The organism is Tabrizicola sp., assembly GCF_031377265.1.
GTDB lineage: Bacteria > Pseudomonadota > Alphaproteobacteria > Rhodobacterales > Rhodobacteraceae > JAUYQR01.
This window is the reverse complement of the sequence record NZ_JANMET010000389.1, coordinates 1-23174: the sequence shown is the minus strand read 5'-3', so window position 1 is coordinate 23174 and position 23174 is coordinate 1. Positions and strand designations below refer to the sequence as shown.

Annotated in this window: 24 protein-coding genes; 10 read left to right on the top strand and 14 right to left on the bottom strand. The window is 63.5% G+C overall.

Translation table 11 applies throughout. The features are described from left to right. Positions 1 to 4 precede the first annotated feature (4 nt). Together RMO18_RS20755 and RMO18_RS20750 are read right to left on the bottom strand one after the other, a co-directional pair. Complete coding sequence (locus RMO18_RS20755) at positions 5 to 1147, bottom strand: polysaccharide biosynthesis/export family protein (protein WP_405054116.1); 1143 nt, start codon at positions 1145 to 1147, stop codon at positions 5 to 7. A gap of 84 nt (positions 1148 to 1231) precedes the next feature. Then, complete coding sequence (locus RMO18_RS20750; RefSeq protein WP_309668437.1) at positions 1232 to 2440, bottom strand: capsular biosynthesis protein; 1209 nt, start codon at positions 2438 to 2440, stop codon at positions 1232 to 1234. A gap of 250 nt (positions 2441 to 2690) precedes the next feature. Between RMO18_RS20750 and RMO18_RS20745 the strand changes: the two genes are divergently transcribed. The 3 genes from RMO18_RS20745 (at position 2691) to RMO18_RS20735 (ending at position 4234) form a co-directional block, all read left to right on the top strand. Further along, positions 2691 to 3293 (top strand): riboflavin synthase, encoded by a 603-nt coding sequence (locus RMO18_RS20745; protein ID WP_309668428.1) that lies wholly within the window; start codon positions 2691 to 2693, stop codon positions 3291 to 3293. Positions 3294 to 3458: 165 nt separating this feature from the next. Then, positions 3459 to 3929, top strand: coding sequence for a hypothetical protein (locus RMO18_RS20740; protein ID WP_309668427.1), 471 nt, complete (start codon positions 3459 to 3461; stop codon positions 3927 to 3929). 32 nt (positions 3930 to 3961) lie between these two features. Further along, on the top strand, positions 3962 to 4234 hold the full coding sequence (locus RMO18_RS20735; protein WP_309668426.1) for a hypothetical protein: 273 nt from the start codon (positions 3962 to 3964) through the stop codon (positions 4232 to 4234). Between the two features lie 77 nt (positions 4235 to 4311). Here the strand turns inward: RMO18_RS20735 and RMO18_RS20730 are convergent, their stop codons facing one another. The 5 genes from RMO18_RS20730 to RMO18_RS20710 form a co-directional block, all read right to left on the bottom strand. Further along, positions 4312 to 4821, bottom strand: coding sequence for a CarD family transcriptional regulator (locus RMO18_RS20730; protein WP_309668425.1), 510 nt, complete (start codon positions 4819 to 4821; stop codon positions 4312 to 4314). Positions 4822 to 5133: 312 nt separating this feature from the next. Then, a complete protein-coding gene (gene fdxA / locus RMO18_RS20725; protein WP_309668424.1) occupies positions 5134 to 5472 on the bottom strand; it encodes a ferredoxin FdxA in 339 nt (112 codons plus the stop codon). A 49-nt stretch (positions 5473 to 5521) separates the two neighbouring features. Then, positions 5522 to 5854: an RNA-binding S4 domain-containing protein gene (locus RMO18_RS20720; protein WP_309668423.1), complete on the bottom strand. Its 333-nt coding sequence runs from the start codon at positions 5852 to 5854 to the stop codon at positions 5522 to 5524. 3 nt (positions 5855 to 5857) lie between these two features. Next, positions 5858 to 8767, bottom strand: a complete 2910-nt coding sequence (locus tag RMO18_RS20715; protein ID WP_309668422.1) for a helicase-related protein — start codon at positions 8765 to 8767, stop codon at positions 5858 to 5860. A 5-nt stretch (positions 8768 to 8772) separates the two neighbouring features. Beyond that, positions 8773 to 9336, bottom strand: a complete 564-nt coding sequence (locus tag RMO18_RS20710; protein ID WP_309668421.1) for a tetratricopeptide repeat protein — start codon at positions 9334 to 9336, stop codon at positions 8773 to 8775. Positions 9337 to 9401: 65 nt separating this feature from the next. On the opposite strand from RMO18_RS20710, the gene RMO18_RS20705 reads away from it, so the two are divergent. Together RMO18_RS20705 and RMO18_RS20700 are read left to right on the top strand one after the other, a co-directional pair. Further along, positions 9402 to 9689 (top strand): SCP2 sterol-binding domain-containing protein, encoded by a 288-nt coding sequence (locus tag RMO18_RS20705; protein WP_309668420.1) that lies wholly within the window; start codon positions 9402 to 9404, stop codon positions 9687 to 9689. Further along, positions 9686 to 10621 carry an alpha/beta hydrolase gene (locus RMO18_RS20700; RefSeq protein WP_309668419.1) on the top strand — a complete coding sequence of 312 codons (936 nt, stop codon included), beginning with the start codon at positions 9686 to 9688 and terminating at the stop codon, positions 10619 to 10621. Before RMO18_RS20705 ends, RMO18_RS20700 begins: the two co-directional genes overlap by 4 nt. Positions 10622 to 10650: 29 nt before the next feature. Here the strand turns inward: RMO18_RS20700 and nusB are convergent, their stop codons facing one another. From nusB to cobS, 4 genes are all read right to left on the bottom strand, one after another. After that, a complete protein-coding gene (nusB, locus tag RMO18_RS20695) occupies positions 10651 to 11142 on the bottom strand; it encodes a transcription antitermination factor NusB (RefSeq protein WP_309668418.1) in 492 nt (163 codons plus the stop codon). After that, positions 11139 to 11639: a 6,7-dimethyl-8-ribityllumazine synthase gene (locus tag RMO18_RS20690; protein WP_309668417.1), complete on the bottom strand. Its 501-nt coding sequence runs from the start codon at positions 11637 to 11639 to the stop codon at positions 11139 to 11141. The genes nusB and RMO18_RS20690 overlap by 4 nt, the downstream gene beginning before the upstream one ends. A 3-nt stretch (positions 11640 to 11642) precedes the next feature. Next, entirely contained in the window at positions 11643 to 12734 is a 1092-nt protein-coding gene (gene ribB / locus RMO18_RS20685) for a 3,4-dihydroxy-2-butanone-4-phosphate synthase (protein WP_309668416.1), read from the bottom strand. A gap of 105 nt (positions 12735 to 12839) precedes the next feature. Continuing rightward, positions 12840 to 13598: an adenosylcobinamide-GDP ribazoletransferase gene (gene cobS / locus RMO18_RS20680; protein ID WP_309668415.1), complete on the bottom strand. Its 759-nt coding sequence runs from the start codon at positions 13596 to 13598 to the stop codon at positions 12840 to 12842. Between the two features lie 80 nt (positions 13599 to 13678). Here cobS and cobT point away from each other — a divergent pair, with 80 nt between their 5' ends. Further along, complete coding sequence (gene cobT, locus RMO18_RS20675) at positions 13679 to 14683, top strand: nicotinate-nucleotide--dimethylbenzimidazole phosphoribosyltransferase (protein ID WP_309668414.1); 1005 nt, start codon at positions 13679 to 13681, stop codon at positions 14681 to 14683. A gap of 5 nt (positions 14684 to 14688) precedes the next feature. Here cobT and RMO18_RS20670 read toward each other — a convergent pair whose 3' ends face one another. After that, positions 14689 to 15168 carry an Lrp/AsnC family transcriptional regulator gene (locus RMO18_RS20670; protein ID WP_309668413.1) on the bottom strand — a complete coding sequence of 160 codons (480 nt, stop codon included), beginning with the start codon at positions 15166 to 15168 and terminating at the stop codon, positions 14689 to 14691. A gap of 116 nt (positions 15169 to 15284) precedes the next feature. Here RMO18_RS20670 and hppD point away from each other — a divergent pair, with 116 nt between their 5' ends. Then, positions 15285 to 16376, top strand: coding sequence for a 4-hydroxyphenylpyruvate dioxygenase (gene hppD / locus RMO18_RS20665; RefSeq protein WP_309668412.1), 1092 nt, complete (start codon positions 15285 to 15287; stop codon positions 16374 to 16376). Here hppD and RMO18_RS20660 read toward each other — a convergent pair. Next, the gene (locus RMO18_RS20660; protein WP_309668411.1) at positions 16373 to 19300 is read right to left on the bottom strand and encodes a translation initiation factor 2; all 2928 of its coding nucleotides are present in this window, start codon (positions 19298 to 19300) and stop codon (positions 16373 to 16375) included. The genes hppD and RMO18_RS20660 overlap by 4 nt on opposite strands. A gap of 160 nt (positions 19301 to 19460) precedes the next feature. Between RMO18_RS20660 and RMO18_RS20655 the strand changes: the two genes are divergently transcribed. From RMO18_RS20655 to RMO18_RS20645, 3 genes are all read left to right on the top strand, one after another. Further along, complete coding sequence (locus tag RMO18_RS20655) at positions 19461 to 20156, top strand: SIMPL domain-containing protein (protein ID WP_309668410.1); 696 nt, start codon at positions 19461 to 19463, stop codon at positions 20154 to 20156. Between the two features lie 108 nt (positions 20157 to 20264). Continuing rightward, positions 20265 to 21431, top strand: coding sequence for a hypothetical protein (locus RMO18_RS20650; protein ID WP_309668409.1), 1167 nt, complete (start codon positions 20265 to 20267; stop codon positions 21429 to 21431). Next, on the top strand, positions 21431 to 22228 hold the full coding sequence (locus tag RMO18_RS20645) for a hypothetical protein (RefSeq protein ID WP_309668408.1): 798 nt from the start codon (positions 21431 to 21433) through the stop codon (positions 22226 to 22228). Before RMO18_RS20650 ends, RMO18_RS20645 begins: the two co-directional genes overlap by 1 nt. Here the strand turns inward: RMO18_RS20645 and RMO18_RS20640 are convergent. Continuing rightward, positions 22229 to 23174: PLP-dependent transferase (locus RMO18_RS20640; protein ID WP_309668407.1), on the bottom strand; the 946-nt coding region annotated here is incomplete at its 5' end.

Genomic DNA, 23174 nt, shown 5'->3' with positions numbered 1-23174 from the left:
AGGCTTAGTTTCCGGTATTGGCAGTGGTGGCAATATTGGCCGCAGCCCCGGTGGTGCCGGTGATCGCGGACAGCGTCTTTTGCCAACGCACAAACGGCGCTTCGGTCACGTAGATGGTGTCGCCATCGCGGATCATAAAATCGCGGGCCTCGAACAGGCCGGTCGGCTTGGTCAGGTCAAGCACGTAGACCATCCGCTGATCCCCGATCAGATCATTACGCCCAAGGACGGCATTCGCGATTTCGGGGGTTTCGTCGCGCAGCACGAACACACCCTTCGGGTCCGCAGCGGCCGTCGACAGGCCACCTACTGTGGCAATCGCCTCAAGCGCTGACAGTTTGGCGGATTTGAACGGCACGATGTTCTGTGACCCGGTTGCCCCAAGGGCCACGAAACTGCGACTGTCCTCTTCGATCACGATCCGGTCGCCGGCGCGCAGCGCGATGTCCATTTCGGGGTGCTCGTACAAATCCTTGAGCCAGACTGCCCCGGTTTCTGATCCGCGCGTCACCCGCACGATGGCGACATCGGGATCGATCGCCACGCCGCCGGATTTGGCCAGCATGGTGGCAAGTGTCCGGGTCGGCGCCTCGATCGGATAGACGCCGGGACCTGCGGACTGCCCGGCAATCGACACCGATGCCCCGTCACCGGCAATGCGCTGCACCTGGACCTGCGGGTCGGGGGTCTGGTCTTCAAGCTTGCGGGTGATGGCCTGACGCAGCCCTTCCGGCGTCTGTCCGGCGGCCCTGACACGGCCAGCGTAAGGAATGAAAATGTATCCCTGACCATCGACCTGAAGTTCGGGCAGGGCGGACACGCGCTGGCCGGTATTGCCCAGCAGCGGGTCGTCTTTCACGTTTTCATAAACGATCACGCTGAGCGTATCGCCGGCAGAGATGGTATCGGAACCCACCACCCCGGCGTTCTGGAATTTGGAACTGAAGCCGAAGGAAGGCTGGCTGGCGGTCGCCTGTGACACGCGATCATCCACCGTCACGATGAAGGCATCGCCCTTTCGTTCGACCGAGCCCGCATAGACCTGACGTTTGGATGGACCCGACCGGGGCAAGCCACACGAAGCGACCATTGCGAAAGCGCCGAGCAAGGCTATCGCCCTCGCTGCGTTGGAGGATATCATTTTCACTGTTCGACTTGCCTCGTCTTTATTGACGTCTTTTGCAAAAGCTTACAAAAACCATCCTCAAAACGCCAGTCCGGGTTGGCAAGACTACGTCACAACCCGCAACTGTTGCCGTGGTGCCGCTTTGCCAGAGATCAGGGCCTCATAGCAATCGTCGGTCGACAGCATCATGTCTACCACCTGTCGTAGCAACGCACGCCGGCCCCGCGAGGAGTAGAAGCCACCGGCGATCTGGCTGGTTTCCAGCAGGAAGTGGCGGTAATCGCGGTAGGCGCGGGTATCCGGGCGTTCGGCCCCGGAAAAAAAACTTTCCAGTGGCAAAGACGACACAAATTCCGGCTTGGCATAGACAGCCGCCCCAAACACCCGCAGCGGCAGGCCGCGCCAAAGGGCTTGTTGGCCAGCAGTGGAGTTCACCGTAACGGCGGATCGCGCGTGGTTCAGAAGCTGTGCCAGTTTGCCGCCGCGCACGAAATGCACGCGGTCTTGCAGCCCATGGTCGCGCGCAAGGCGGCGGATTTCGGCGGCCAGCGGCACGCGGCCATCCTCTAGTGGGTGCGCCTTGAACACCAGGTGATGATGCTTCGACCCACCCTTGGCAAAACCCGCCATCACCACGCCGAGAAATTCGGTCATCGTGGAAAACGGCGAGTGGTCGCGAAAGCTGGCGTCATGTTCCAGCTGCAAGATGACCAGATGATAGGGAAAACCGCCGTTTCGAATGCGCCAGGTCGCGAGGCCACGCTCAAGCCGGTGCAGCGGCATCAGGACAAGGCGTTTGAGGTACAGCAGAAACTCTTGCCCCACGGTCAGCGTACGGTGGGGGCGAAAGTTGCGGTAGGCCCGTGCGCCCGCCAGCACCACACCATGATAGAGCGCGCCCCAGACCATATGCTGGCGCATGTCGCCCCAGGTTGCGGGCGCGTCGGGCAGATCAACGTCGATGCCGTCAAGGGCGCGCTGCATGTCAGCCACCGACAGGTCCATAAGCCGGGAATGGCCATTGGCGCCGCCTCGTTCGTAAGTGATCCAGTAGGGGCGCAGATAGCCCTCTTCGAACACATGGATGGTGAGCTGGCGGTCACGGGCGATGCGGATCGCTTTGGCGTGCACCGGGCGGGTATCGCCGTACAGCACGATGTCGGTAATGCGATGTTGGTCAAGCAACGCAGTGAAGGTTGTGGGCCAGTCTTCCGATGGGCCTTGATACGGAATGTAGCCAGCACCCGGCCAGAACACCCGATCGCCAAGGTTGAAGCCAACGCGCCACACCGAAGCACCTGCCGCCGACAACATCTGCCCCAGGCGGTGGAACCATGGGCCGTGCGGGCCCTGGAGAAAGAGGAACCGTTTACCAGTATCTGCCACGCACAACTTTCCCACATTTACTGAGCAAGAGTATCCTTCGCCTTGTGGCAGGAATAAAGCGCAAATGCCGACAAGCCATGAATTTGCGCGAGAATGCACGGCGCGGGAACCGGCGTGGTCTTGCATGGCCGCGTCGTCGGGGCTAGGTCGTGACAAACTGGCAAAAGAGGATGGCTCGATGTTTACCGGGATTGTCACCGATATTGGCCGGGTGCTGCAGACCGAGCAGCAGGGCGATCTGCGCGCGCGGATCGGCACTGGATATGATGTGTCTGGCATTGATATCGGCGCGTCGATTGCCTGCGACGGGGTGTGCCTGACGGTGGTGGCGCTGGGCAGTGCGCCGCAGAACTGGTTCGAGGTGCAGATTTCTGCTGAAACCGTGTCGAAGACCAACATCGGGCGCAATGCCTGGCCGGACGGCAAGCGGCTGAACCTTGAGCGGGCTTTGCGCGTGGGAGACGAGTTGGGCGGGCATATAGTGTCTGGTCACATCGATGGCTTGGCCGAAGTGGTGGCGGTGCGGCCAGAGGGCGGGTCGGTGCGGGTGACATTTCGCGCACCGGAGGCGTTGGCGAAGTTCATTGCGTCCAAGGGATCAGTGGCGCTGAATGGCACCTCGCTGACGGTGAACGAGGTGGACGGCTGTGAGTTCGGGGTGAATTTCATTCCGCACACTCAGGCGGTGACGACCTGGGGTGACGTTGCGGTGGGTGATCACGTCAATCTCGAGATCGACACGATGGCACGCTACGTGGCGCGGTTGCGGGAATGGGACTGAAGGGGCGATTGTGGCGGACCCCCGGGGGTTTCACACCCCCGGACCCCCGTGGGATATTTGGCGAAGAGGAAACACAATTTGAGTCAAATTGGCCATAATCGGGGGCCGTCCCTGGAGGGTGGGGTCAGTTGGCGGCGGCATTGCTGGGCTGCTGCGCGGGAGCGGTTGCTGCCGGTTTTGCCGGTGGAGGTGGTGCGGCTGCGGGTGCGGCGGGCGCGTGAGTTGGGCCTGGACTACAAGACCTATGCGAGCGTGCGGGCCGCGACGGGGCATGATGTGGCGGCGTTTCTGTTTTCATCCAATGCGTTGCGGGTCAGTCTGCTACGGCCCGCGATGCCGGAGGATCGGGCGGCGAAGTTGGCCGCAGTGGATGGGTGTGGACGGCTGGCGCTGGCGGTGGTGCCGTTGACGCCGGGGATGGTGGTGGCCGCCAATCCTGCGGGGCTGGATGGGGTGCATGCTGCACCATTTGCGCTGGCGGGGTTTGCAGCGGTGCAGACGGCTTTGCGTGCAGCGCTGGGCCGGGTGCCGTCTGATCAGGTGCTGCTGGTGGGCGACATGGCGCTGGAGCGTGACTGGTGTGCGGCGGGGCGGCTGGCGGGGTATGTGGCGGCGGAGCGGTATTTCGGGGGATAAGGACTGAAATTAGCACGGGACAGGGCGCGCCGATGGCTTCCAAGAAATTGATCAGAATAGTATTTCCGACCAATACAGACGGTTCCCTTACGCATCAGGTTCGAAATCTTGGCGAGGATCTTTGGCGTGAAGTCGAGGCAACACGGCTTGGTGATGTCGGCGGGTTTGCGACGATCGATCGGGCGACGGACACGCTCCTCGTGACCGTTTACCACACGCGGAAGGTCGGACGGGCGCGTGCCATCGTCCAAAAGCTCGTTGCACAACATCTGCTGACGGACCGGTCCCAGATAACCTTTGAGTAGGCCAGGAAGACTGGACAACGCACCCGTGAAAACGGCGGCCCGTCAGGACCGCCGTTCGGCATCGATTGATCCCGAAATCAGGCCGCGCGGCCGATCAGGACGCTGCCGACCTGCTTGGCTGCGCCAGCCTCATCCACGCCCGAGACGGCGGCGACTTCGCGGGTCAGGCGTTCGAGGGCGGCCTCATAGAGCTGACGCTCGGAGTAGGACTGCTCACGCTGGTCGTCGGTGCGGTGCAGGTCGCGGACCACCTCGGCGATCGACAGAAGGTCACCGGAGTTGATCTTCTGTTCATATTCCTGCGCGCGGCGTGACCACATGGCGCGCTTGACCTTGGCCTTGCCCTTCAGCGTATCGAGGGCCTTGGTGATCACATCAGGGGCCGACAGCGCGCGCATGCCGATTTCGGTGGCCTTGTGGGTGGGCACCCGCAGGGTCATCTTGTCCTTCTCGAAGGAAATCACGAAAAGCTCGAGCTCGATTCCGGCGATCTGTTGTTCTTCGATGGAAATGATCTTGCCCACGCCGTGAGCAGGATAAACGACGAACTCGTTCGGGCGGAAGTCAGGCTTCTTCGACTTGGTCATGTGGCACGATCCCCAGATGGGAAACCTGACTTTCGGGACAACAAAAGCCCGACCGGAGTTAGAAAACCCCAGCGGAACCGTTGGATTGTCACAAAATTATGAGGCTCAGGCGATATGCGCTAAGCTGTGGATCAGGCTTCCATGCTTGTTTGTAAGCAAACCATAACACAAAAGCGCGCTGATTCCAACTGTGGCGATCGCGCGGCTTACTTCTATTAGCGCATTGAAATCAAAAGACAATCTTCGAATTGACTGATTCGGCGACTCAGGGCAACCGAATCGGAGCGTGCTGCGGTGTGTCGGGTTTGACGGTCAGCCGCCCTTTCCGGGAGCCTCGGAAAAGTACTTTTCAAGTTTGCCGGTTTCGCCATCGCGTTCTTCGGAGTCGGGCAGCGGGTCTTTCTTGGTCACGATCACCGGCCATTGCACCGAGTATTTGCGGTTGAAAGTCACCCATTTGTCCATGTCCGGTTCGGTATCCGGGCGGATCGCATCGGCGGGGCATTCGGGTTCACAGACGCCACAATCGATGCATTCGTCAGGATGGATGACGAGCATATTCTCGCCTTCATAGAAGCAGTCCACCGGACACACCTCGACACAGTCGGTGTATTTGCAGGCGATGCAGTTGTCGATCACCACATAAGTCATGGAGAGCCCCGTCGATTTCCGTTGAACCTGACTAAATCAGTAAGCCGGATCATTCAAGCGGGCTTGGGGTCGCAATTCCCGGTGGCGGGGGCTGAAGATCGGCAAACAATGCCTGCGCTTCGGTGGCGGGACCGCGCCGTTGACCCAAGGCCAGGATGCGGATCACCCTGATTTGTGTGCCTTGCGGAAAGGTCAGCACATCGCCGGGGCCGACATCGCGGCCGGGGCGGCTGACGCGGATGCTGTTCACCCGGACATGGCCATCGACGATCAGGGCGGCAGCGGCGGCGCGCGTCTTGCAAAAGCGCGCCTGCCAGAGCCATTTGTCGAGCCGAAGTTTCGGCCCGACTGCTGGTTGCGGTTTGCCGGAACGCCCGGCCAAGCGTTAGACCTTGGTCTTGAGCGCCATCAGAACGGCAAATGGGTTGTCCGGGTCGATCGGCTTTTCGGGGCGTGGTGGGCGGGCCTCATAGATCGGCTTTTTGTCGTGTTGCGCAGGCTTGCCCTTGTGGTCACCGCGCGCGTCGCCCTTGCCCTTGTAGCCTTTGCCGTCGCCGGGCTTGCCCTGCTGCTTGCGGTCGCGACGATCACCTTGCGGGCGATCACTTTGAGGGCGATCGGCCTTCGGACCGTCGCCTTGCGGTTTCGCCTCACCTTCCGCTTGCGGAGTGCGGGCGGGGCGAGGGGCGCGTTCAGTAGTGCGCTCGGGGCGTTGGAAGCGGGGCTTTGGCGCCCAGGTGAAGGTATAGAACGCCTCCATCTCGGGCGCTGCGGGTTCGGCTTCGGGGTCAGGCTCGGGCGGTGGCGGGGCCAGGATCGAGACTTCTTCCGGGATCGGCTGACCGGCCGCGATGGCGGCGGCGGCCTCTTCGGAAATCTGCGGCGCTTTCGGCGGCTCCGCCACCTTTACCTTGGCGCGTTCGCCCTTTTCGCCCTTGTAGCCGAGGCCGGCCATCAGATCGGAGAACTGATCCAGCGTCATGCCGGTAATCGACAGCATGTCTGGTGTCGCCTCAAACCCGGCGCGGCTGTCCTTGGTGCGCAGGATATCGGCCAGACGTTCCAGCATGTCGATGCGGATCGCGCGGGTTCCAGCGGGGTGGTAGCCTGCCAGCGTGTAATGCTGTTTTGGCACATCGGGGATGTTCGGGATGGTCACCAGACCCGGCGGCGGGCTTTCGGGGAATTCCTGCAGACCGTTGAACAACGACCACAGCACAAGGCGCAGGCGCGTTGGCGCGGGCTTCAGCAGCAGCGGCAGGAAAACGGTGAACTGGCCGAAGCGGACGCCATGCTTGCGCAGCACGCCGCGGGCCTCTTGGTCCAGCTCCTTCACCTCGGTCGCCACCACGTCGCGCGGCAGGACGCCCATCGCTTCGCTGAGGCGGAAGGCAAAGCCGCGCGCAAGGCCGGTGAGCGCCTCGTCGCGGCCCATGGCCAGCAGTGGCTCGAACTGGGCGGCGACCTTGCGGTCGATGAAATGCTGCAGGCGGCGGCGGACCTTGTCGGCCACCTCTGGCCCGGCTTCGTCATCAACGAACGCCTCGACCAGCGGCTTGGCGGGTTCCGCGCCCTTGACCAGCTTGCCGATGGCAGAGTTGCCCCACATCAGGCCACCCTGTTCGGTGAAATCAAGCTCGGTATCGGGTGCATTGTAGAACCGGTCGGCGCGGAGATGAAACTCCGGCTTCAGGGCCTGGACTGCGGCTTGCGCGAGGGTGCGGGCCTCATCCGGTGAGGAGGACGCATCCTGACGGAACCGGAAACCTTCCAGACGGCCGACGAACTCGCCCTCGACTGTCACTTCACCCTTGTCGTTCACTTCGGCCACGAGGACCTCCTTCTGGTTCAACCGGCGAAGCAGGACGCTGGTCCGCCGGTCAACAAAGCGTTGCGTAAGCCGGGCATGGAGTGCATCCGACAACCGGTCTTCTACAGCGCGCGTCTCTTCGCGCCAATGGGCTTCGTCGTCAACCCAGCCTTTGCGTTGTGCCACATAGGTCCAGGTGCGGATATAGGCGAGGCGTTTGGACAGAACGTCGATGTCGCCATCGGTTTTGTCAATGCGTTCAACGGCGTTGGCAAGCCAATCGGTCGGAATGCGGCCGCCACCGATGCCGCGCCCGACCAGGAATTCGAAGATGCGGGTGAGCAGGGCCGCGTGTTCCGGGCCGGACGATGCGCGGAAGTCGGGGATGCGGCAGACATCCCACAAGAGTTGCACGCGTTTGGCGTCGATCAGCTTTTCGCGCACTTCGGGCATGTCGGCGAGGGTTTTCAGCGCCACCAGATCATCGGCGTCGCGGGCGCGGGTCAGCCAGTCGTTCGAGGTGGGGGCCTCAAGGCTGCGGATCAGCCGGTCAGCACTGCCAAACTCCAGCCGTTCATTGCGCCAGTGCAGTTTCTTCACCGGGGAGAATTGATGACTTTCAATCGCTTCGATCATGTCGTCGTCAAGCGGGCGGGCCTCGCCGGTGACGCCGAAGGTGCCGTCTTCGGTGTGGCGGCCCGCGCGGCCTGCGATCTGCGCAAGTTCTTGCGGGAACAGGTTGCGCATCCGGCGACCGTCGAATTTGGCGGTGGCAGAAAAGGCGATGTGCTTGATGTCGAGATTGAGGCCCATGCCAATGGCATCAGTGGCAACCAGGTAATCGACATCGCCGTTCTGGTAGAGTGCGACCTGCGCATTGCGGGTGCGGGGTGACAGCGCGCCCATCACCACCGCGCAGCCGCCCTTCTGGCGACGGATCAGTTCGGCGATGGCATAGACGTTTTCCACGGAAAACCCGACGATGGCCGAGCGCGGTGGCATCCGGCTGATCTTTTTCGACCCGGAATAGGTGAGGGTGGAAAACCGCTCGCGCTTGATGAAGGTCACATGCGGGACCAGCGCCGCAATCGCGCTGCGCATGGTGTCGGAACCGAGCAGCAGGGTTTCGAGCAATCCCCGCGCGCGCAAGAGCCGGTCAGTGAAAACATGCCCGCGATCAGGGTCGGCGCAGAGCTGGATTTCGTCTACCGCGACGAAATCTGCGCCAATGTCGAGCGGCATCGCCTCGACCGTGCAGACCCAATACTGGGCGCGGTCGGGCACGATGCGTTCCTCGCCGGTGACCAGTGCCACGACAGACGGTCCGCGCAGGGCAACGATACGGTCATAAACCTCGCGGGCCAGCAGGCGCAACGGCAGGCCGATCACGCCGGTGCGGTGCGCCAGCATCCGTTCGATTGCATAATGGGTTTTGCCGGTGTTCGTCGGCCCAAGGACCGCCGTCACCCGCCGGGTCGCGTCCATGAGAATTAGAGCTCCTGCCCCTCGGCCGTGGTTTCAAGCCGCTCGACGGCGTCCAGCACGCCTTCCAGATTCGGATGGATGGCAAGGGCGGCCTTGTACACTTCCAGCGCGCGTTCGGGTTTGCCGGTCTCCTCAAGAATCGCGCCAAGGCCGGACAGCGCGCCAAAGTGGCGCGGGTTCAGCGTCAGGGTATGGGCGATATCAGAGATCGAGGGACCATAGTCACCAAGGTTGTAATAGGCGGTGGCGCGCGCATTCCAGGCTTCGGCAAAATCGGGGGCTTGGTCGATCAGGGCGGTGAAATGTTCGACTGCGGCCAGATTATCGCCCACAGCCATCGCGTCGCGCCCCCGTTGCAGCAACAAATCCATCGCAGGCGACCCGGATTTCGACCATTCGATCCAGATTTCGCTTTCGATTCGCCCCGCCTCTTCGGCACCGGCCTTTTGCAGGCGGGCGAAAAGATCGTCCAGCTTTGCACTGTCTTGCGCGCCGACAACGGCACAAGTCAGCAATAGCGACAAAACTGCCGCTACGATACGGTTGAGAAACTTGTGCAGCGCTTTCATAACACCATGGTAGCCGATCCGGGATGGATTGCCAGAGGCCGCAGGGTCACGAATGGGAGACAAAGATGAGCGAAATGGTTGAAGCGGCGATCAAGGCCCTGAGTGCCAAGCTTTCAGGCGGTTTCGACGGGGTGGCGAAGTTCGTGATCCGTGGCGAAGGGTCGATCATGCTGGATTCGGACGGCGTGCGCGCCGGAGACGAAGAGGCCGAGGTTACCCTGACGGCCGATGCGGATGTGTTCCGTGCGATCCTTGAAGGCGACATGAATGCCACCTCGGCCTTCATGCAGGGCAAGCTGTCGGTGGATGGCAATATGGGACTGGCGATGAAGGTCGGATCGGTTCTGGCGTGAACGAAGCGCCATTCTTTGCTGAACTGGCCGATGGCCCGCCGGGTGCGGTGACGCTGTGGCTGCACGCCGTGGACAGCGTGCGCATTCGCATAACCCGCTGGATTGGTGGCACAAAAGGCACGGTTGTGCTGTTGCCCGGCCGCACCGAAAGCATCGAGAAATATGGCCGCGCGGCGGGCGATCTGATGCTGCGCGGGTATTCGGTGATCACGGTGGACTGGCGCGGGCAGGGGTTGGCAGACCGCGCGCTGGCCGACCCGATGAGCGGGCATGTGGACGACTTTGCCGAATATCAGGCCGATCTGGACGCAGTTCTGGCCGAGGCCGACCGCGCGGGCATGCCCGAGCCGCGCTTTTTGCTGGCGCACTCGATGGGCGGCTGCATTGGCCTGCGGGCGCTGATCCGGGGGTTACCGTTTCGCGCCGCCGCGTTTTCGGCGCCGATGTGGGGGATTTCGATGGCCGCCTGGTTGCGCCCGGTGGCCCAGGTGGTGACGGCGATGTCGGGCCTGTTCGGGATGCAGCACCGCTATGCGCCCGGTACTGGGCCGAAAACCTATGTCCTTGACGTGCCCTTCGAGGGCAATGTGCTGACCACGGATCTGGACATGTGGCAGTACATGCGGGCGCAAGCGCAGACGCATCCTGAACTGTCGCTGGGCGGGCCGTCACTGGCGTGGCTGCGCGCGGCACTGCGGGAATGTGGCGCGCTGTCGGTGCTGCCAGCGCCGATGGTGCCTGCGGTCTGCGCGCTCGGCACGCAGGAAAAGGTGGTGGATATCGGGCCGGTGCATCTGCGGATGGCGGGTTGGGGGATGGGGCAGCTGGATCTTTACCCCGGGGCCGAGCACGAGATCTTGATGGAAAGCGCCTCTACGCGGAAACGCTTTTTCGATCGGACCGCCGCTTTGTTTGACGCGAATCGCGGCTAGGGTCAGCCGACGGACAGGCCGCTATCGGCTCATACGGCCTTTGGCGCGACAAACGCCTCGGGCCTGGCTTCGCGCGCGAGGTGATCGAGGACTGCGTTGACGAACTTTGCTTCCTTGCCGTCGGGAAAGAAGGCTTTGGCAACATCGACATATTCGTTGATAGCCACTTTCGGCGGGGTATCCAGATCAACGATTTCAGCCCCGGCCGCACGGAACAACGCGCGCAGAACCGGGTCGATCCGGTCAATCGGCCAGGCCGCAACGAGGGCGCGGTCGGTCAACTGGTCGATCTTGGCCTGCCAGTTGACGGCAGCCCCGACGATGGCGCGGAAATGCTCGACGTTGCCTTCGGCAAACTCGCCCTCTTCATAGGTTGCGCCAAAGCGGTGCGTTTCAAACTCGCGCGTGATGGCCTCGACGGTCTGGCCGGAAACCTCCATCTGGAACAGCGCCTGCACGGCATAGAGCCGCGAGGCGGACTTCATCTGGCGTTTGTCGGTCTTTGAGTGTGCGGGCTTCATGGGCGAAAGCCAATTCCTTTGGTTGTTGCGGCCCATTTGCGCGAAAGCGCCACAAGGTGCAAGGCCGCCGCTGCGGCACCGCCGCCTTTGTTCTGGCCAGCGGGGTCGGCACGAACCTCGGCCTGGGCCCGGTTTTCCACGGTCAGGATACCGTTACCGATGCACGCGCCTTGCAGGCCAAGCAGGCTGATGGCGCGCGAGCTGTCGTTGCAGACGGTGTCGTAATGCGTGGTTTCGCCCCGGATGATGCAGCCAAGGGCGACATAGCCGTCGAACTTGGCCATGCGTTCGGCCATGGCAATCGCGGTCGGCAGCTCAAGCGCGCCGGGGACCTCGATCACCTCGACGGTCGCGTTGACGGCTGCGGCGGTGGCCTTTGCCCCGGCGATCAGGTTATCGGCGATGTCGCGGTAATAGGGCGCCACCACGACCAGCAGTTTCACCGGCTTGTCAAAGCTGGGCAGCGGCAGGGTGTAATGGGTTTCAAGCGTGGCCATGGCTTACTCCGGGATGGGGCGGGTGCCGGAAATCGACAGCCCGTAGGCCTCGAGTCCGACAATGCGCGGGGCCTTGGAATTGGTCACAAGGGTGATATCCGACAGGCCCAGCGACGACAGAATCTGCGCGCCAAGGCCGTACTGGCGCAAGGTTTGCGGCGAATGTTCGCCGGGGGTGACAAGTTTCATCGTGGTGTCACGCAACAGGACGACCACGCCGCGCCCTTCGGCAGCGATCAGCCGCATCGCGCGGGGCAATTCACCACCGTCGCCAATGCCAAGCACGTCTTCCAGCGGGTTCAGCGCATGCACCCGCACCAACACTGGCCCCGCTGCCGAAAGATCGCCCTTTGACAGCACCACATGCTCGTCGCCATGCGTCTCATCGGCAAAAACCCGCATCAGGCAGTCGCCGCCGTGGTCGGAGGTGACGCTGCGAACGGCTTTTTCCGAGATCAGGTTGTCGTGGCGCCGACGGTAAGCGATCAGGTCGGAAATCGTGCCGATCTTCAGCGCATGGCGCTGGGCAAAGGCGATAAGGTCGGGCAGGCGGGCCATGGTGCCATCGTCGTTCATGATTTCGCAGATCACGCCCGAGGGGTTCAGCCCGGCAAGGCGGCTTACATCGACCGCCGCCTCGGTATGGCCTGCGCGCACCAGCACGCCGCCATCGCGGGCGCGCAACGGAAAGACGTGGCCGGGGGTGGCGATATCGGCGGCACCCTTGGTCGGGTCGATGGCGACAGAAACCGTGCGGGCACGGTCGGCGGCGCTGATGCCGGTGGTGACGCCTTCGCGCGCCTCGATCGACAGGGTAAAGGCGGTTTCGTGGCGCGAGGAGTTTTTCGGGCTCATCAGTGGCAGCCCCAACGCCTCGATCCGGGAGGCGGGGAGTGCCAGGCAGATCAGCCCGCGGCCATGCGTCGCCATGAAGTTGATCGCAGAGGGCGTGCACATCTGTGCAGGGATCACCAGATCGCCCTCGTTCTCGCGGTCTTCGTGGTCAACCAGAATGAACATCCGGCCATTGCGGGCATCTTCGATGATCTCTTCGACAGAGGAGATGGCATCGGAAAAGCTGGTCTTTTCGGTCATGCTGCGGGCTCCGGGACAAGCGCGGTGACAGGCTCGGCCCGGATGTATCGCGGCGGGGCGGCAAAGGCCAGAGGCGGCGGGGGTGCGAAAGCGCGCAGAGGGTGTTCAGCCAAGGCTGGCGGCAAGGGCCGCAAGGCAGGCCGCGTCGGACACCTGCTGGGCTGCACCGAGGATGTCGCCGGTTTGCCCGCCAATGCGCCGTTGCGCTGAGAACGCCAGCGCTGCGGACGCCGCGGCAGTCAGTGCCAGCATTGCAAGCGCAGTGCCGCCCGTCAGGATCAGCGCAATCGCCAGTGCGATGCCCGCGCCGATCCCTGCCACGGCCACCGGTGGCGTGCCCGTGGCATGCGCCAGCCCCGACCCGCGCGCGTTGGGCAATAGCGCCATGATCAACGCCATCGGTGCGCGGCTCAGCGCACCGGCGGCTATCAGGGCGGGCCAGTGGTCCCCAAACCCGATGATCGTGGCCAGCGCTGACCAGCGCGCCAGCGTGACCAGCAGCAGCGCCAACACCCCATAGCTGCCGATCCGGCTGTCCTTCATGATCTCCAGCCGCCGCTGTTTCGTCCAGCCGCCAAACAGGCCATCGGCGGTGTCGGCCAGCCCATCTTCGTGCAAGGCCCCGGTCAGCAGGGCAAGGGTCGCAAGCGTGGCTGCGGCGGTCACGCCGGGAGGCAGGCCGATGGCAAGGCCGAGGCTGGCCACCGCCGCCGCCAGCACGCCCAGAAGGGCACCGACCAGCGGCCAGGCCCAGGCCGACGCCGCCCCGCTGGGGGTGTGATCGGGCAGCGGCAGGCGGCTTAACAGCGCCGTGGCGGACAGCAGGTCCGGCACACAGCGCGCCATGATGTCGCGGCTGGTCATCAAAACGCCCCTTCCCGGCTGGAGTTTAGCGCAGCCCTCAGGTAGCCCCAACTGAAAGCAGGTTCAATCCGGAGTGCGGCATGACGTTTCAGACCTTGGCAGAGTTTCGGACCATTCTGGCGGCCCTGCCGGCACCAGACAGCGCCGCCGTTGCGGCAGCCGAGGCGCGCAACGGCATGCTGACCAAACCGCCGGGCGCCTTGGGGCGGCTGGAAAGCGTGGCGATCTGGATGGCCGGCTGGCAAGGCACCGACAAGCCAAGTGCCGCTGCGCCACAGATTGCGATCTTTGCCGGAAACCATGGCGTTGCGGCGCGCGGTGTATCCGCGTTTCCGGCCGAAGTGACGGTGCAGATGGTTGCCAATTTCCAGCACGGCGGGGCGGCGATCAACCAGTTGGCCAAGGCTTTCGGGGCGCGGCTTGATGTGCATGCGCTAGATCTTGACCGCCCCACCGCCGACTTTACCCAAGGCCCGGCGATGACCGAGGCCGAAGTGGTCTCGGCGTTGCGGGTTGGTTGGGAGGCAGTCGATCCGCAGGCGGATCTGTTTGTTGCGGGCGAAATGGGCATCGGCAACACCACGGTGGCCGCGGCGCTGGCGGCGGCCCTGTTTGGCGGTACCGGTTGGGCGGGGCGCGGAACCGGGGTCGATGATGCCGGACTGGCCCGCAAGGAGGCTGCAGTGGCCGAGGGTCTGGCGCGGCATCGGGCGGTGCTGGACGATCCGCTGCAGGTGCTGCGCTGCCTTGGTGGACGCGAGATTGCAGCGATGGTGGGTGCTTTTGCCCGCGCGCGGATCGAACGGGTTCCGGTGATCCTTGACGGGTTCATTGCCTGTGCTGCGGCGGCGGTGCTGGCGCGCGCGGTGCCGGGTGCGCTGGACCATTGCATCGCAGGGCATCTGAGCGCCGAAGGCGCGCACCAGCGCTTGCTGGACGCGCTGGGGAAGGCGCCCTTGCTGGCGCTTGGCCTGCGGCTAGGCGAAGGTTCGGGTGCGGCGCTGGCCATCGGCGTGGTGCAGGGCGCGGTCGCCTGCCATTCAGGTATGGCCACCTTTGCCGAGGCGGGTGTAGCGGCAGGCTGATCCCGTTAGGAAGGCCCGATGGGCAGGGGTGCGTCGGTCTTGATCCTGTCCAGCACGATCTGGCTTTGCACCCGGGCGACGGCCGGGTGCGGCAGCAGGAACTGCTGCACCAGCCGGTTCAGTGCCGCAAGATCGGCGCACCAGACGCGCAGCAGGTAATCGGCCTCGCCAGTCAGCGTCCAGGCGGCGACGATTTCCGGCCGCGCGCGGGCAAGGCGCAGGAAATCCGTCGCGTTCTGTTCAGTGTGGGCGGCCATTGCCACCTGAATGAACGCCTCGACCGCCAGACCGATCTTTTCCGGGGCCAGAGTGGCGCGGTAACCGGTGATGTAGCCTTCGGTCTCCAGCCGCTGACGACGGCGGGCGGCCTGACTGGCCGACAGGTTCAGGCGGTCACCCAGGTCCTGTGCCGTCAGCATCGCGTTCTTCTGGATTTCGGCAAGAAGCCGAGAGTCGGTCGCGTCAAGAGTAACTGAATCGCGCATATATTGGCCATTTTGTGCGGGAAAATCGTGTCTTTAAGCTATGTTATCTGGAAAAATGCGCGCTTCAAGCGCCAACTTGGCGATATCATGTCACAATAGCAAGACAGGAGTCTCAGATGGGTCCGTTCCCGCATTCTGCCCCGAAATCGGTGATCAGCGCTGAAAACCCCGCCGGCACCGACGGATTCGAGTTTGTGGAATTCGCCCACCCGGAGCCGGAGGAGCTGCGCGCGCTGTTCCTGCGGATGGGCTATGCGCTGACGGCGCGGCACCAGACCCGAGACATCGAGCTATGGCAGCAGGGCGACATCACCTATGTTCTGAACAACGATCCCGCCAGCCATGCCCGGCGCTTTGTGGCCCAGCATGGCCCTTGCGCACCGTCGATGGGCTGGCGGGTGGTAGATGCCGACCGCGCGCTGGCCCATGCAGTGCGGATGGGGGCCACCGAATACACCGGCAATGACAAGGCGCTTGCGGTGCCGGCGATTGTCGGGATTGGCGGGTCGCTGATCTATTTCATCGATCAATACGGCGATGCCGACCCCTATGACGGCTTTCACTGGCAGATGGCACCGAAACCGAAGGGGGTGGGGTTCTACTACCTTGATCACCTGACCCACAATGTCCACAAGGGCAATATGGACGTCTGGTTTGAGTTCTACAGCAAGATATTCGGTTTCAAGCAGATCCGGTTTTTCGACATCGAAGGCAAGTTCACCGGTCTGTTCTCGCGGGCGCTGACCAGCGCTTGCGGGCGTATCCGCATTCCAATCAACGAGGATCGCGGCGAGACCGGGCAGATCGTGGAATACCTCAAGCGCTACAACGGCGAAGGGATCCAGCATATCGCGGTTGGGGCGGAGGACATCTATTCGGCGGTTGACGAGATTGCCGCGCGCGGGCTGACCTTCATGCCAAAGCCGCCGATGGCCTATTACGAATTGTCGAAGTCCCGCGTGGTCGGGCACGACGAGCCGGTCGATCGGATGGCCAAGCACGGCATCCTGATTGACGGCGAAGGCGTGGTTGACGGCGGCGAGACGCGGATTTTGTTGCAGGTGTTTTCGAAGACGGTGATCGGGCCGATCTTTTTCGAATTCATCCAGCGCAAGGGCGATGACGGGTTTGGCGAAGGCAACTTCCGGGCGTTGTTCGAAAGCATCGAGGCCGATCAGATCGAACGCGGCGTGCTGACGGCGAATTAGGCCTTCGGCATCTTGAGCGAGATCAGCTTGCCGCCCTTTTGGTAGCGCACTTCGTTTTCGGTGATGGCCTGAACGGTGCCACCCTCGATCCGGTCGCCGACCTTGATCTTCTTGTAGCGGCCGTTTGACTGGCGGATCAGCGCATAGCGTTTGGACTGCGAGCCATAGACGCCGATCAGGTTGGTCTTTGACAGGTTGATCGCATTCACAAAAGTCGCCTGTTTGGCAACGTTCGCCTTGGTGGGAATCTTCGGCGCGGCGCTGGTGACGTCGGGCTCGTTCACCTCGTCAAGCTCTTCGGGCTTCAGGTCGGGTGCGGGTTCGGCGCTGGCAACCACTTCCGGCTCGGGTTCGCGGACGGCGGCGGCGACGGCGGCCTCGACGGCGCGAGACAGATCGCGCGGGCGGGTCATCGGGCGGCGGGAAATTGCAACGACAGAGGGGTTTGCGGCTTCGGCCGCGGCTACGGCGGCCAGCGTCGCCTCGTTCTGGGCGATGAGCGATGCCGCTTGCGCGCCCAGATCAGCGGCTTCGGCGGGTGCGGGATTTGCCAGAGCGGCCGCGGCGCTGACGGTTGTCGGGCGCGGCAGCGGGCGCAGTCTGGCAAAGCCGCCGTCGGCGCCGACGGCAAGGGCCGCATCATCTTCGGGCGATGCGGCAGCGGGCAGAAGGCCTTCGGGGCGCGGCTTGGGGCGGAATTCCTTTAGCGCAGGGTCGGCTGGCGGCAGCGCTGCGTCGGTAACTACAGTGTCGGTGACCACAGTGTCGGTGACCACAATGTCGGCGGGCGGCGGCACTTCGGCCAGCGGCGGGGTCAGCAATGCAGCAGCCTCGGCTGCGGCAATGGCGACCTCGCTGCGCGGTGGGGGCACCAGCGGCGGCTTGCCGGCGATCAGCATCACACCTTCGGGGCTGAGGATACCCTCTGCCGTCGGCTTCAAAAGACCATTGGCATCAAACTGGTAGACGGTACCATACGCCGGAGGCGGCATCGGGGCTTCGGGCAGGGTGTCGCTGACGGCTTCGGGCGACGGCAGGGCCAGCGCATCAAGCGCAGGCGGTGGCGTGTCCATCGCGGCCAGGAAGATTTCGTCCTGATCTTCGGGGCTTGGCTTGGCGGTCGCAACGTCGGTGACGACGGCCGTGTCGGGCGCGGGTTCTTCGGCCTGTGCTTCAACCACAGCCTCTGCCGGTGCTTCGTCAAGCGCAAGGTTGATTGGTGCGGCTTCGGGCAGCGCCCCCTCTTCTGCAGCAATGGCGTCAGGTGCGACGCCTTCGCCGATGTCTGCCTGTGCGGTGGCGCTTGCCGTGCCTTCAGCCTCTGGCAGCGGGTCAGACATGCCTTCGGGGTCCTGCATGTCGGCCAGCATTTCGTCGTCGACGCCGGGAACCGTGGCATCGACAATCGCGGTTGTGGGCTGCGGTTGGCTGTCGGAGGCAAGGTAGAACGACGACCACGCCGCCACCAGGGCAAGGCAGACCAGCAGCAATCCGGTCAGGATCAGGCCAAGGAAGCGTGGCTTGCCACGCTGCGGCGTTTTGGTAGCAAAGGTGCCGCCAGGTTTGGTCAGCGGCTTGTTGCCGGGCATGCCAGGCCGGGATGCGTCGGCATTCTGCAGGCCGGGCATCGACGGCAAGCCCTTGACCTTGGACTTGCGGGTGCCGGGGATCGATGGCGCTGTGACCAGCCCGGCAAAGCCCTTGGCAGGCCCAGTGCGCTGCGAAAACGCTGGCAGCGGTCGATTGGTGGCCGGATTTTGTGCGTTTAGTGTTGCACCGATCTGTGACGGGCGCGGCAATGGCGGCAGATCTTCGATTGGCTTGGCTACAGCGCGGGCGGTGGCGTCTGCCCCTGCCGCATCAGTGCCCGACACAGCCCGGCGACTGGCAAAGGCCAGCATCGCTGCTGCTGCCGGCGCGGGCGGAAGGTCGTCATCCAGAACCGAACCGGCACTCTTGCCGAATGGCGGCGTGGGCGCGCTTTCAAAGACTGCAGCGAAATCAGGTGTTTCCGCTACCTCGGCAAATGGGGCTTCTTCGACCTCGACTTTCGCCGGCTCGGGGTTGGGACCTTCGGCCTTGGCCAGATCGTCCGAATCCTGCGCCAGCATCGAGGTCAATTCGGTCTCGATGTCATCAGCTGTCGTGTCGGACGGCTCCGGGTCGCTTGCTTTGGGCACTTCGGCCGAGGGGGCTGGGGCGAGGTCGGGCACCGCAGCGTTCAAGGCCTCTTCAAGCCCGGGCAGCAGGTCGTCGGACTCGTCAACCGTCGCATGAACGGCGGCGGCAACCGGTGCGGCCGCGACGGTTTGTACCACCGCTTCATCCGCTGGTTTTTCCGCAGACTTTTCGACACCAGCATCGGCGCTGGGCAGTTCGCGCCGCAACACCACGATCGGCTCGCGATCCTTGTCGACGGTCTCACCCTCGGCCAGCAAGGTCGAGGCGGCGCTGGTCGGGCCAAACCACGGTTCGCCGACAAAACTGCCAGCTTCGGGTATTGCCACAAACGACACCGGGTTCAGCCGGTGTTCGGTGGCGAATGCCTCGGCCTCGGTCAAGGTTTCGCGGGCGACGACCGCCACCTTGACCGTTGCGCCCTTGCCAGACCAGTCGAAGACCAGGTCTTCGACGTTGTACGGCGTGCGTCCTTCCAGGGCGGTGAGGATCTGCTTGCGCTTGTCCTCGCGGCTTGGGCCGGGCGCGGTTACATCGGTGTACAGGATTTGCCCGTTCGGGACGACCACCTTGCAGGCGATTCCCATTGGCGACAGGCCCAGCGCGGTCTTGCGCAGATAATCCAGTGCTTCGGGCAGATCCGGGGCGTCGAAAGCGACCTCTCCTATCGAGAGCCAGCCCTTCGGCGTACGGTGCAAAAGCCCAATGCGGTCACTTGTCAGGTCGAGAGCGAATGTAGGTTTCATGCAACGGGTCTAGCACAGGATGTGAAAGGGCGGGAACGTGCTCCGGCCGGTTGCCGACTTACTACAGCAGCTTTTCGCCGAAAGAAAGAAAAACGGCCAAGGATCGGATTGCGGCGCGCGTCACAATTGTGAACTGTCGCGCCAATCCAAGGAGATTCAAATGCGTGTACTTTCCGCCCTCTTGCTTTCTGCTGCTCTTGTCCTGCCGGTTGCAGCCCCGGCCTTTGCCGAAGATACGGTCGCGCCGATGATCACCGTAACCGGAGAAGGGGTTGTCGAAGCCACCCCCGATGTTGCCACCCTGATGATCGGCGTCACTACCCAAGGGACGACGGCCGCCGAAGCGTTGTCGGCGAATTCCGCGGCGCTGGACGGGGTGCTGGCGCGCCTGAAGGCCGCCGGCATCGAAGCGCGCGACTTGCAGACATCGAACCTGTCGCTGAACCCGAACTGGACGGGCTATGACAGCTCTACCCCCACGATCTCGGGGTATGTGGCGACAAACATGCTGACGGTGCGGGTGCGAGCGCTGGCGTCGCTGGGCGAGGTGCTGGATGCGGCAGTGGCGGATGGTGCCAACACGCTGAACGGGCTGACCTTCGGACTGGCCGATCCGGCCCCCGCCCTGAACGAGGCCCGCAAGGAGGCGGTAGCCGATGCCCGCGCCAAGGCGGAACTTCTGGCCGAAGCGGCAGGCGTAAAGCTGGGCAAGGTCGTTTCGATCGGTGAGATGGGCGTATCCAGCGGCCCGATGCCGATGTTCAAGGCGGAGGACGCGGTTTCGGCAGTGCCGGTCGCTGCGGGCGAGCTGGGCATGACGGCGTCGGTCACCGTCCAGTTTCAGCTGGTCGAATAACCTCACCAACAAAAGCGGCGGAATTCGCAACAGTTCCGCCGTTTTGGCCCGATTTTGCCCAAGTTGACTGGCACGCTCCGGCACAAGAACAAGAAAGCAGGAGCAGTCATGGTTCGCGGCCCGATCTCAATGGTCATCGTCGGCGCAGTTTTGCTTGCCGTCTTCGGCCTCGTCGTCGGCGGGCCGGGTGTGCTTGAAAAAGTGCTGCCGCGGTCTGCGATGGCCTACCTCGACGGACTTGGGATCGGCGGCGTTATGATGATGGGTGGAAATCTGGCCAGTGACCCGGATGCCACCGGCGAATTCGCATCGGATTTCCTGTCCGACACCAAGGACGGGCTGGAGGCGCGCGGGCCGATTGCCGCAAGGTCCGGCAACGAGCCGGTGTTCATCAAGGAAGTGATCGACGGTTATTCCACGCGCGTGACATCCGACATTCCCGCCGCGATCACCACGATCCGTCCGATCCTTGGCTGCGCGCTGACGCCACCGCTGGCCGGCACAATCGTCGGCCACGCGACCGCCGGGCAAAGTGGGATCGAGCTTGCCATTTCAACCTATAACGACACCCATCTGGCCGCGGCCGTGCAAGGCTTCGTGAACACCTATCGTGCCACCGGCACCATCTCGAAGCCGGGATCGGGCGCGCAGGCTTATCAGGCCTATGACGTTGCGGTCACCGAAACCCGTGCACCCGTGTATTTGGTGCTGGAAGGGCGCTATGGCACCCGGATCTGGAACATCCACCTCGCACCCGGCGCGCGGATCGAGCGGGTGATCATGCTTGGCGGCGCGCAGTCAGGGGTGGCAAATCTTGATCCGGTGGTTCCGGTGGAAGTCATTCTGGGCGACGGACTGGCAGCCTGCGGGGTTGAGCCGATGTATCCCCTGAACGACGGGCATCTGTTCTTCCAATCGCTGGAGAACGGCGTCATCACGCAAGAAGAGGGCGCCGAGACTTTGGCCAAGATTAACGCGAAAACAGATGCTTATGATGCTTGGTTCTTGTCGAACTTCGGGGTGAAAGCCTCGGACAGCCGGATCGGTTGGGATGCGGGGACGATTTCTCTGATCGGCCCGGTGCCCGGGCAGGCAGATCCGCGCGCGATCTGGGCACCGATTGAAAACGCCAAGATTCGGACCACCCAAGACAAGTTCTTCGAAATCCGCGGGCAGATCGCCGAGGGTACCGACTTTGCGTCGCGGGTGGGTGCCATTGCCACGACCTTTGCCTTTGGCGACCTGCAATACCTGCGTCAAGGGGTGGCGTTCTGATGCTGCTCAAGATCATCATCGGGCTTGGCGTTATGTTGATGCTAGCGGGTTTTGGTGCCGCTGGCATCCAGTATTGGCAGGGCCTGCCGGACCAAGGCGGCGTGGTCGCCGAGGCAAGCGATCCGGGGGCCGAACCGGTTGAAGAAGACGCCGCCACCGCAAAACCGAAACAGACCTGGCTCGTTTCGCCGACGGGTGGTCTGGTCCGACGCGATGATGTTCTAACCTACCTGGCGCAGGAACGGTTTGTGCCCAGCCGGACAGTTGCGATTACCCGGGTTGTCGCCCTGCAAGATCTTCTGGTTGCGGGCGAAAAGCTGCCTGAACAGCCCTACCTTCAGGTTCTGGCTGACATCCGCGCGCCCATGGCTGCCACCGGGGCCTGTGCGGTGTTGCTTGAGGAACTGGTAGCCGATTGCGCAGTGCAGTCGGCGCGGGTCGTCGAAGACAGCGTTGATCTGCTTGCCGGGACTGTCAGAATTCGCGTCGAACTTGTCTTCCGGCTCAAGCCGGACGCGGAAGAGTTGCCGGATCTGTCCGCCAGAGCGTTTTCTACGGACATCGTCGATCTGACCTTTGATGCAGGCACCGAGGGCGCTGGAACCGTCGGGGACCTACTGCTTTCGACTGTTCGTGCGGCGCAAACCGCCTGCAAGGCGCAAAAACGGACCGAAGCCTGCCGCGTGATGCGGATGGACGTCACTTGGGAAGGCGACGGCGCGGGTACCGCTCAGGCGGTGATAGGCTCGCTCGCCCGTCTACCCAAAGGCATGTATCCCGCGCCGCCACTGGACTGATCAGGCGGTGGCAGCAGCCAGCGCGTGGTTGAGGTCAGCGATGATATCCTCCACATTCTCGATCCCGATCGACACGCGGACCATATCCGGCGCGGCGCCTGCCTTGATCTGCGCTTCCGGCGACAGCTGGCGGTGCGTGGTCGAAGCGGAATGGATGATCAGGCTGCGGGTATCGCCAAGGTTGGTAACGTGGCTGAACAGCTTGACGTTGTCGATGAGTTTCATGCAGGCGTCGTAGCCACCCTTGACGCGGAACGTGAACAGGCCGCCAGCGCCCTTGGGCACGATCATCTTGGCGAGGTTGTGGTAGGGCGAGGATTTGAGGCCGGGATAGGTCACCTCTTCCACCCGCGGATCGCTTTCCAGCCATTCGGCGACGGCCTGGGCGTTCTCGACATGACGTTGCATGCGCAGGGCCAGCGTCTCGATCCCCATCAGGGTGTAGTGCGCGCCTTGCGGGTTCATCGTCATCCCAAGGTCGCGCAAGCCGACGGCGATGGAGTGGAAGGTGAAGGCCATCGGGCCGAGGGCGGCGTGGAAGGTCAGGCCGTGGTAAGCCGGTTCCGGCTCGGACAGCGAGGGGAACTTGTCGGAGGCCGACCAGTCGAATTTCCCCGAGTCCACCACGATGCCGCCGGTGACGGTGCCGTTGCCGGTGAGGTATTTGGTGGCCGAATGAACGACAAGGGTCGCGCCATGTTCGATCGGGCGGCACAGGTAGGGGCTGGCGGTGGTGTTGTCAACGATGAGCGGCAGGCCGGCGTGGTTGGCCACGCGGGCGATGGCGTCGAGGTCGGAGATCGCGCCGCCGGGGTTGCAGATGGTTTCGCAGAACAGCGCGCGGGTGTTGGCGTCGATGGCGGCGGCGATCGCCTTGGGGTCGTCGAAATCGACGAACTTGGCCGACCAGCCGAACTTGCGGATGGTGTTGGAAAACTGCTGGATG

Coding starts and splice junctions, on each gene's coding strand:
- nusB (WP_309668418.1), bottom strand. CDS start 11,142: ATGAAGCCCGCACACTCAAAGACCGACAAACGCCAGATGAAGTCCGCC.
- RMO18_RS20710 (WP_309668421.1), bottom strand. CDS start 9,336: ATGAAAGCGCTGCACAAGTTTCTCAACCGTATCGTAGCGGCAGTTTTG.
- RMO18_RS20650 (WP_309668409.1), top strand. CDS start 20,265: ATGGTTCGCGGCCCGATCTCAATGGTCATCGTCGGCGCAGTTTTGCTT.
- hppD (WP_309668412.1), top strand. CDS start 15,285: ATGGGTCCGTTCCCGCATTCTGCCCCGAAATCGGTGATCAGCGCTGAA.
- RMO18_RS20660 (WP_309668411.1), bottom strand. CDS start 19,300: ATGAAACCTACATTCGCTCTCGACCTGACAAGTGACCGCATTGGGCTT.
- RMO18_RS20645 (WP_309668408.1), top strand. CDS start 21,431: ATGCTGCTCAAGATCATCATCGGGCTTGGCGTTATGTTGATGCTAGCG.
- RMO18_RS20690 (WP_309668417.1), bottom strand. CDS start 11,639: ATGGCCACGCTTGAAACCCATTACACCCTGCCGCTGCCCAGCTTTGAC.
- cobT (WP_309668414.1), top strand. CDS start 13,679: ATGACGTTTCAGACCTTGGCAGAGTTTCGGACCATTCTGGCGGCCCTG.
- RMO18_RS20705 (WP_309668420.1), top strand. CDS start 9,402: ATGAGCGAAATGGTTGAAGCGGCGATCAAGGCCCTGAGTGCCAAGCTT.
- RMO18_RS20670 (WP_309668413.1), bottom strand. CDS start 15,168: ATGCGCGATTCAGTTACTCTTGACGCGACCGACTCTCGGCTTCTTGCC.
- RMO18_RS20750 (WP_309668437.1), bottom strand. CDS start 2,440: ATGTTGTCGGCGGCAGGTGCTTCGGTGTGGCGCGTTGGCTTCAACCTT.
- RMO18_RS20715 (WP_309668422.1), bottom strand. CDS start 8,767: ATGGACGCGACCCGGCGGGTGACGGCGGTCCTTGGGCCGACGAACACC.
- ribB (WP_309668416.1), bottom strand. CDS start 12,734: ATGACCGAAAAGACCAGCTTTTCCGATGCCATCTCCTCTGTCGAAGAG.
- fdxA (WP_309668424.1), bottom strand. CDS start 5,472: ATGACTTATGTGGTGATCGACAACTGCATCGCCTGCAAATACACCGAC.
- RMO18_RS20655 (WP_309668410.1), top strand. CDS start 19,461: ATGCGTGTACTTTCCGCCCTCTTGCTTTCTGCTGCTCTTGTCCTGCCG.
- RMO18_RS20745 (WP_309668428.1), top strand. CDS start 2,691: ATGTTTACCGGGATTGTCACCGATATTGGCCGGGTGCTGCAGACCGAG.
- cobS (WP_309668415.1), bottom strand. CDS start 13,598: ATGACCAGCCGCGACATCATGGCGCGCTGTGTGCCGGACCTGCTGTCC.
- RMO18_RS20730 (WP_309668425.1), bottom strand. CDS start 4,821: ATGACCAAGTCGAAGAAGCCTGACTTCCGCCCGAACGAGTTCGTCGTT.
- RMO18_RS20735 (WP_309668426.1), top strand. CDS start 3,962: ATGGCTTCCAAGAAATTGATCAGAATAGTATTTCCGACCAATACAGAC.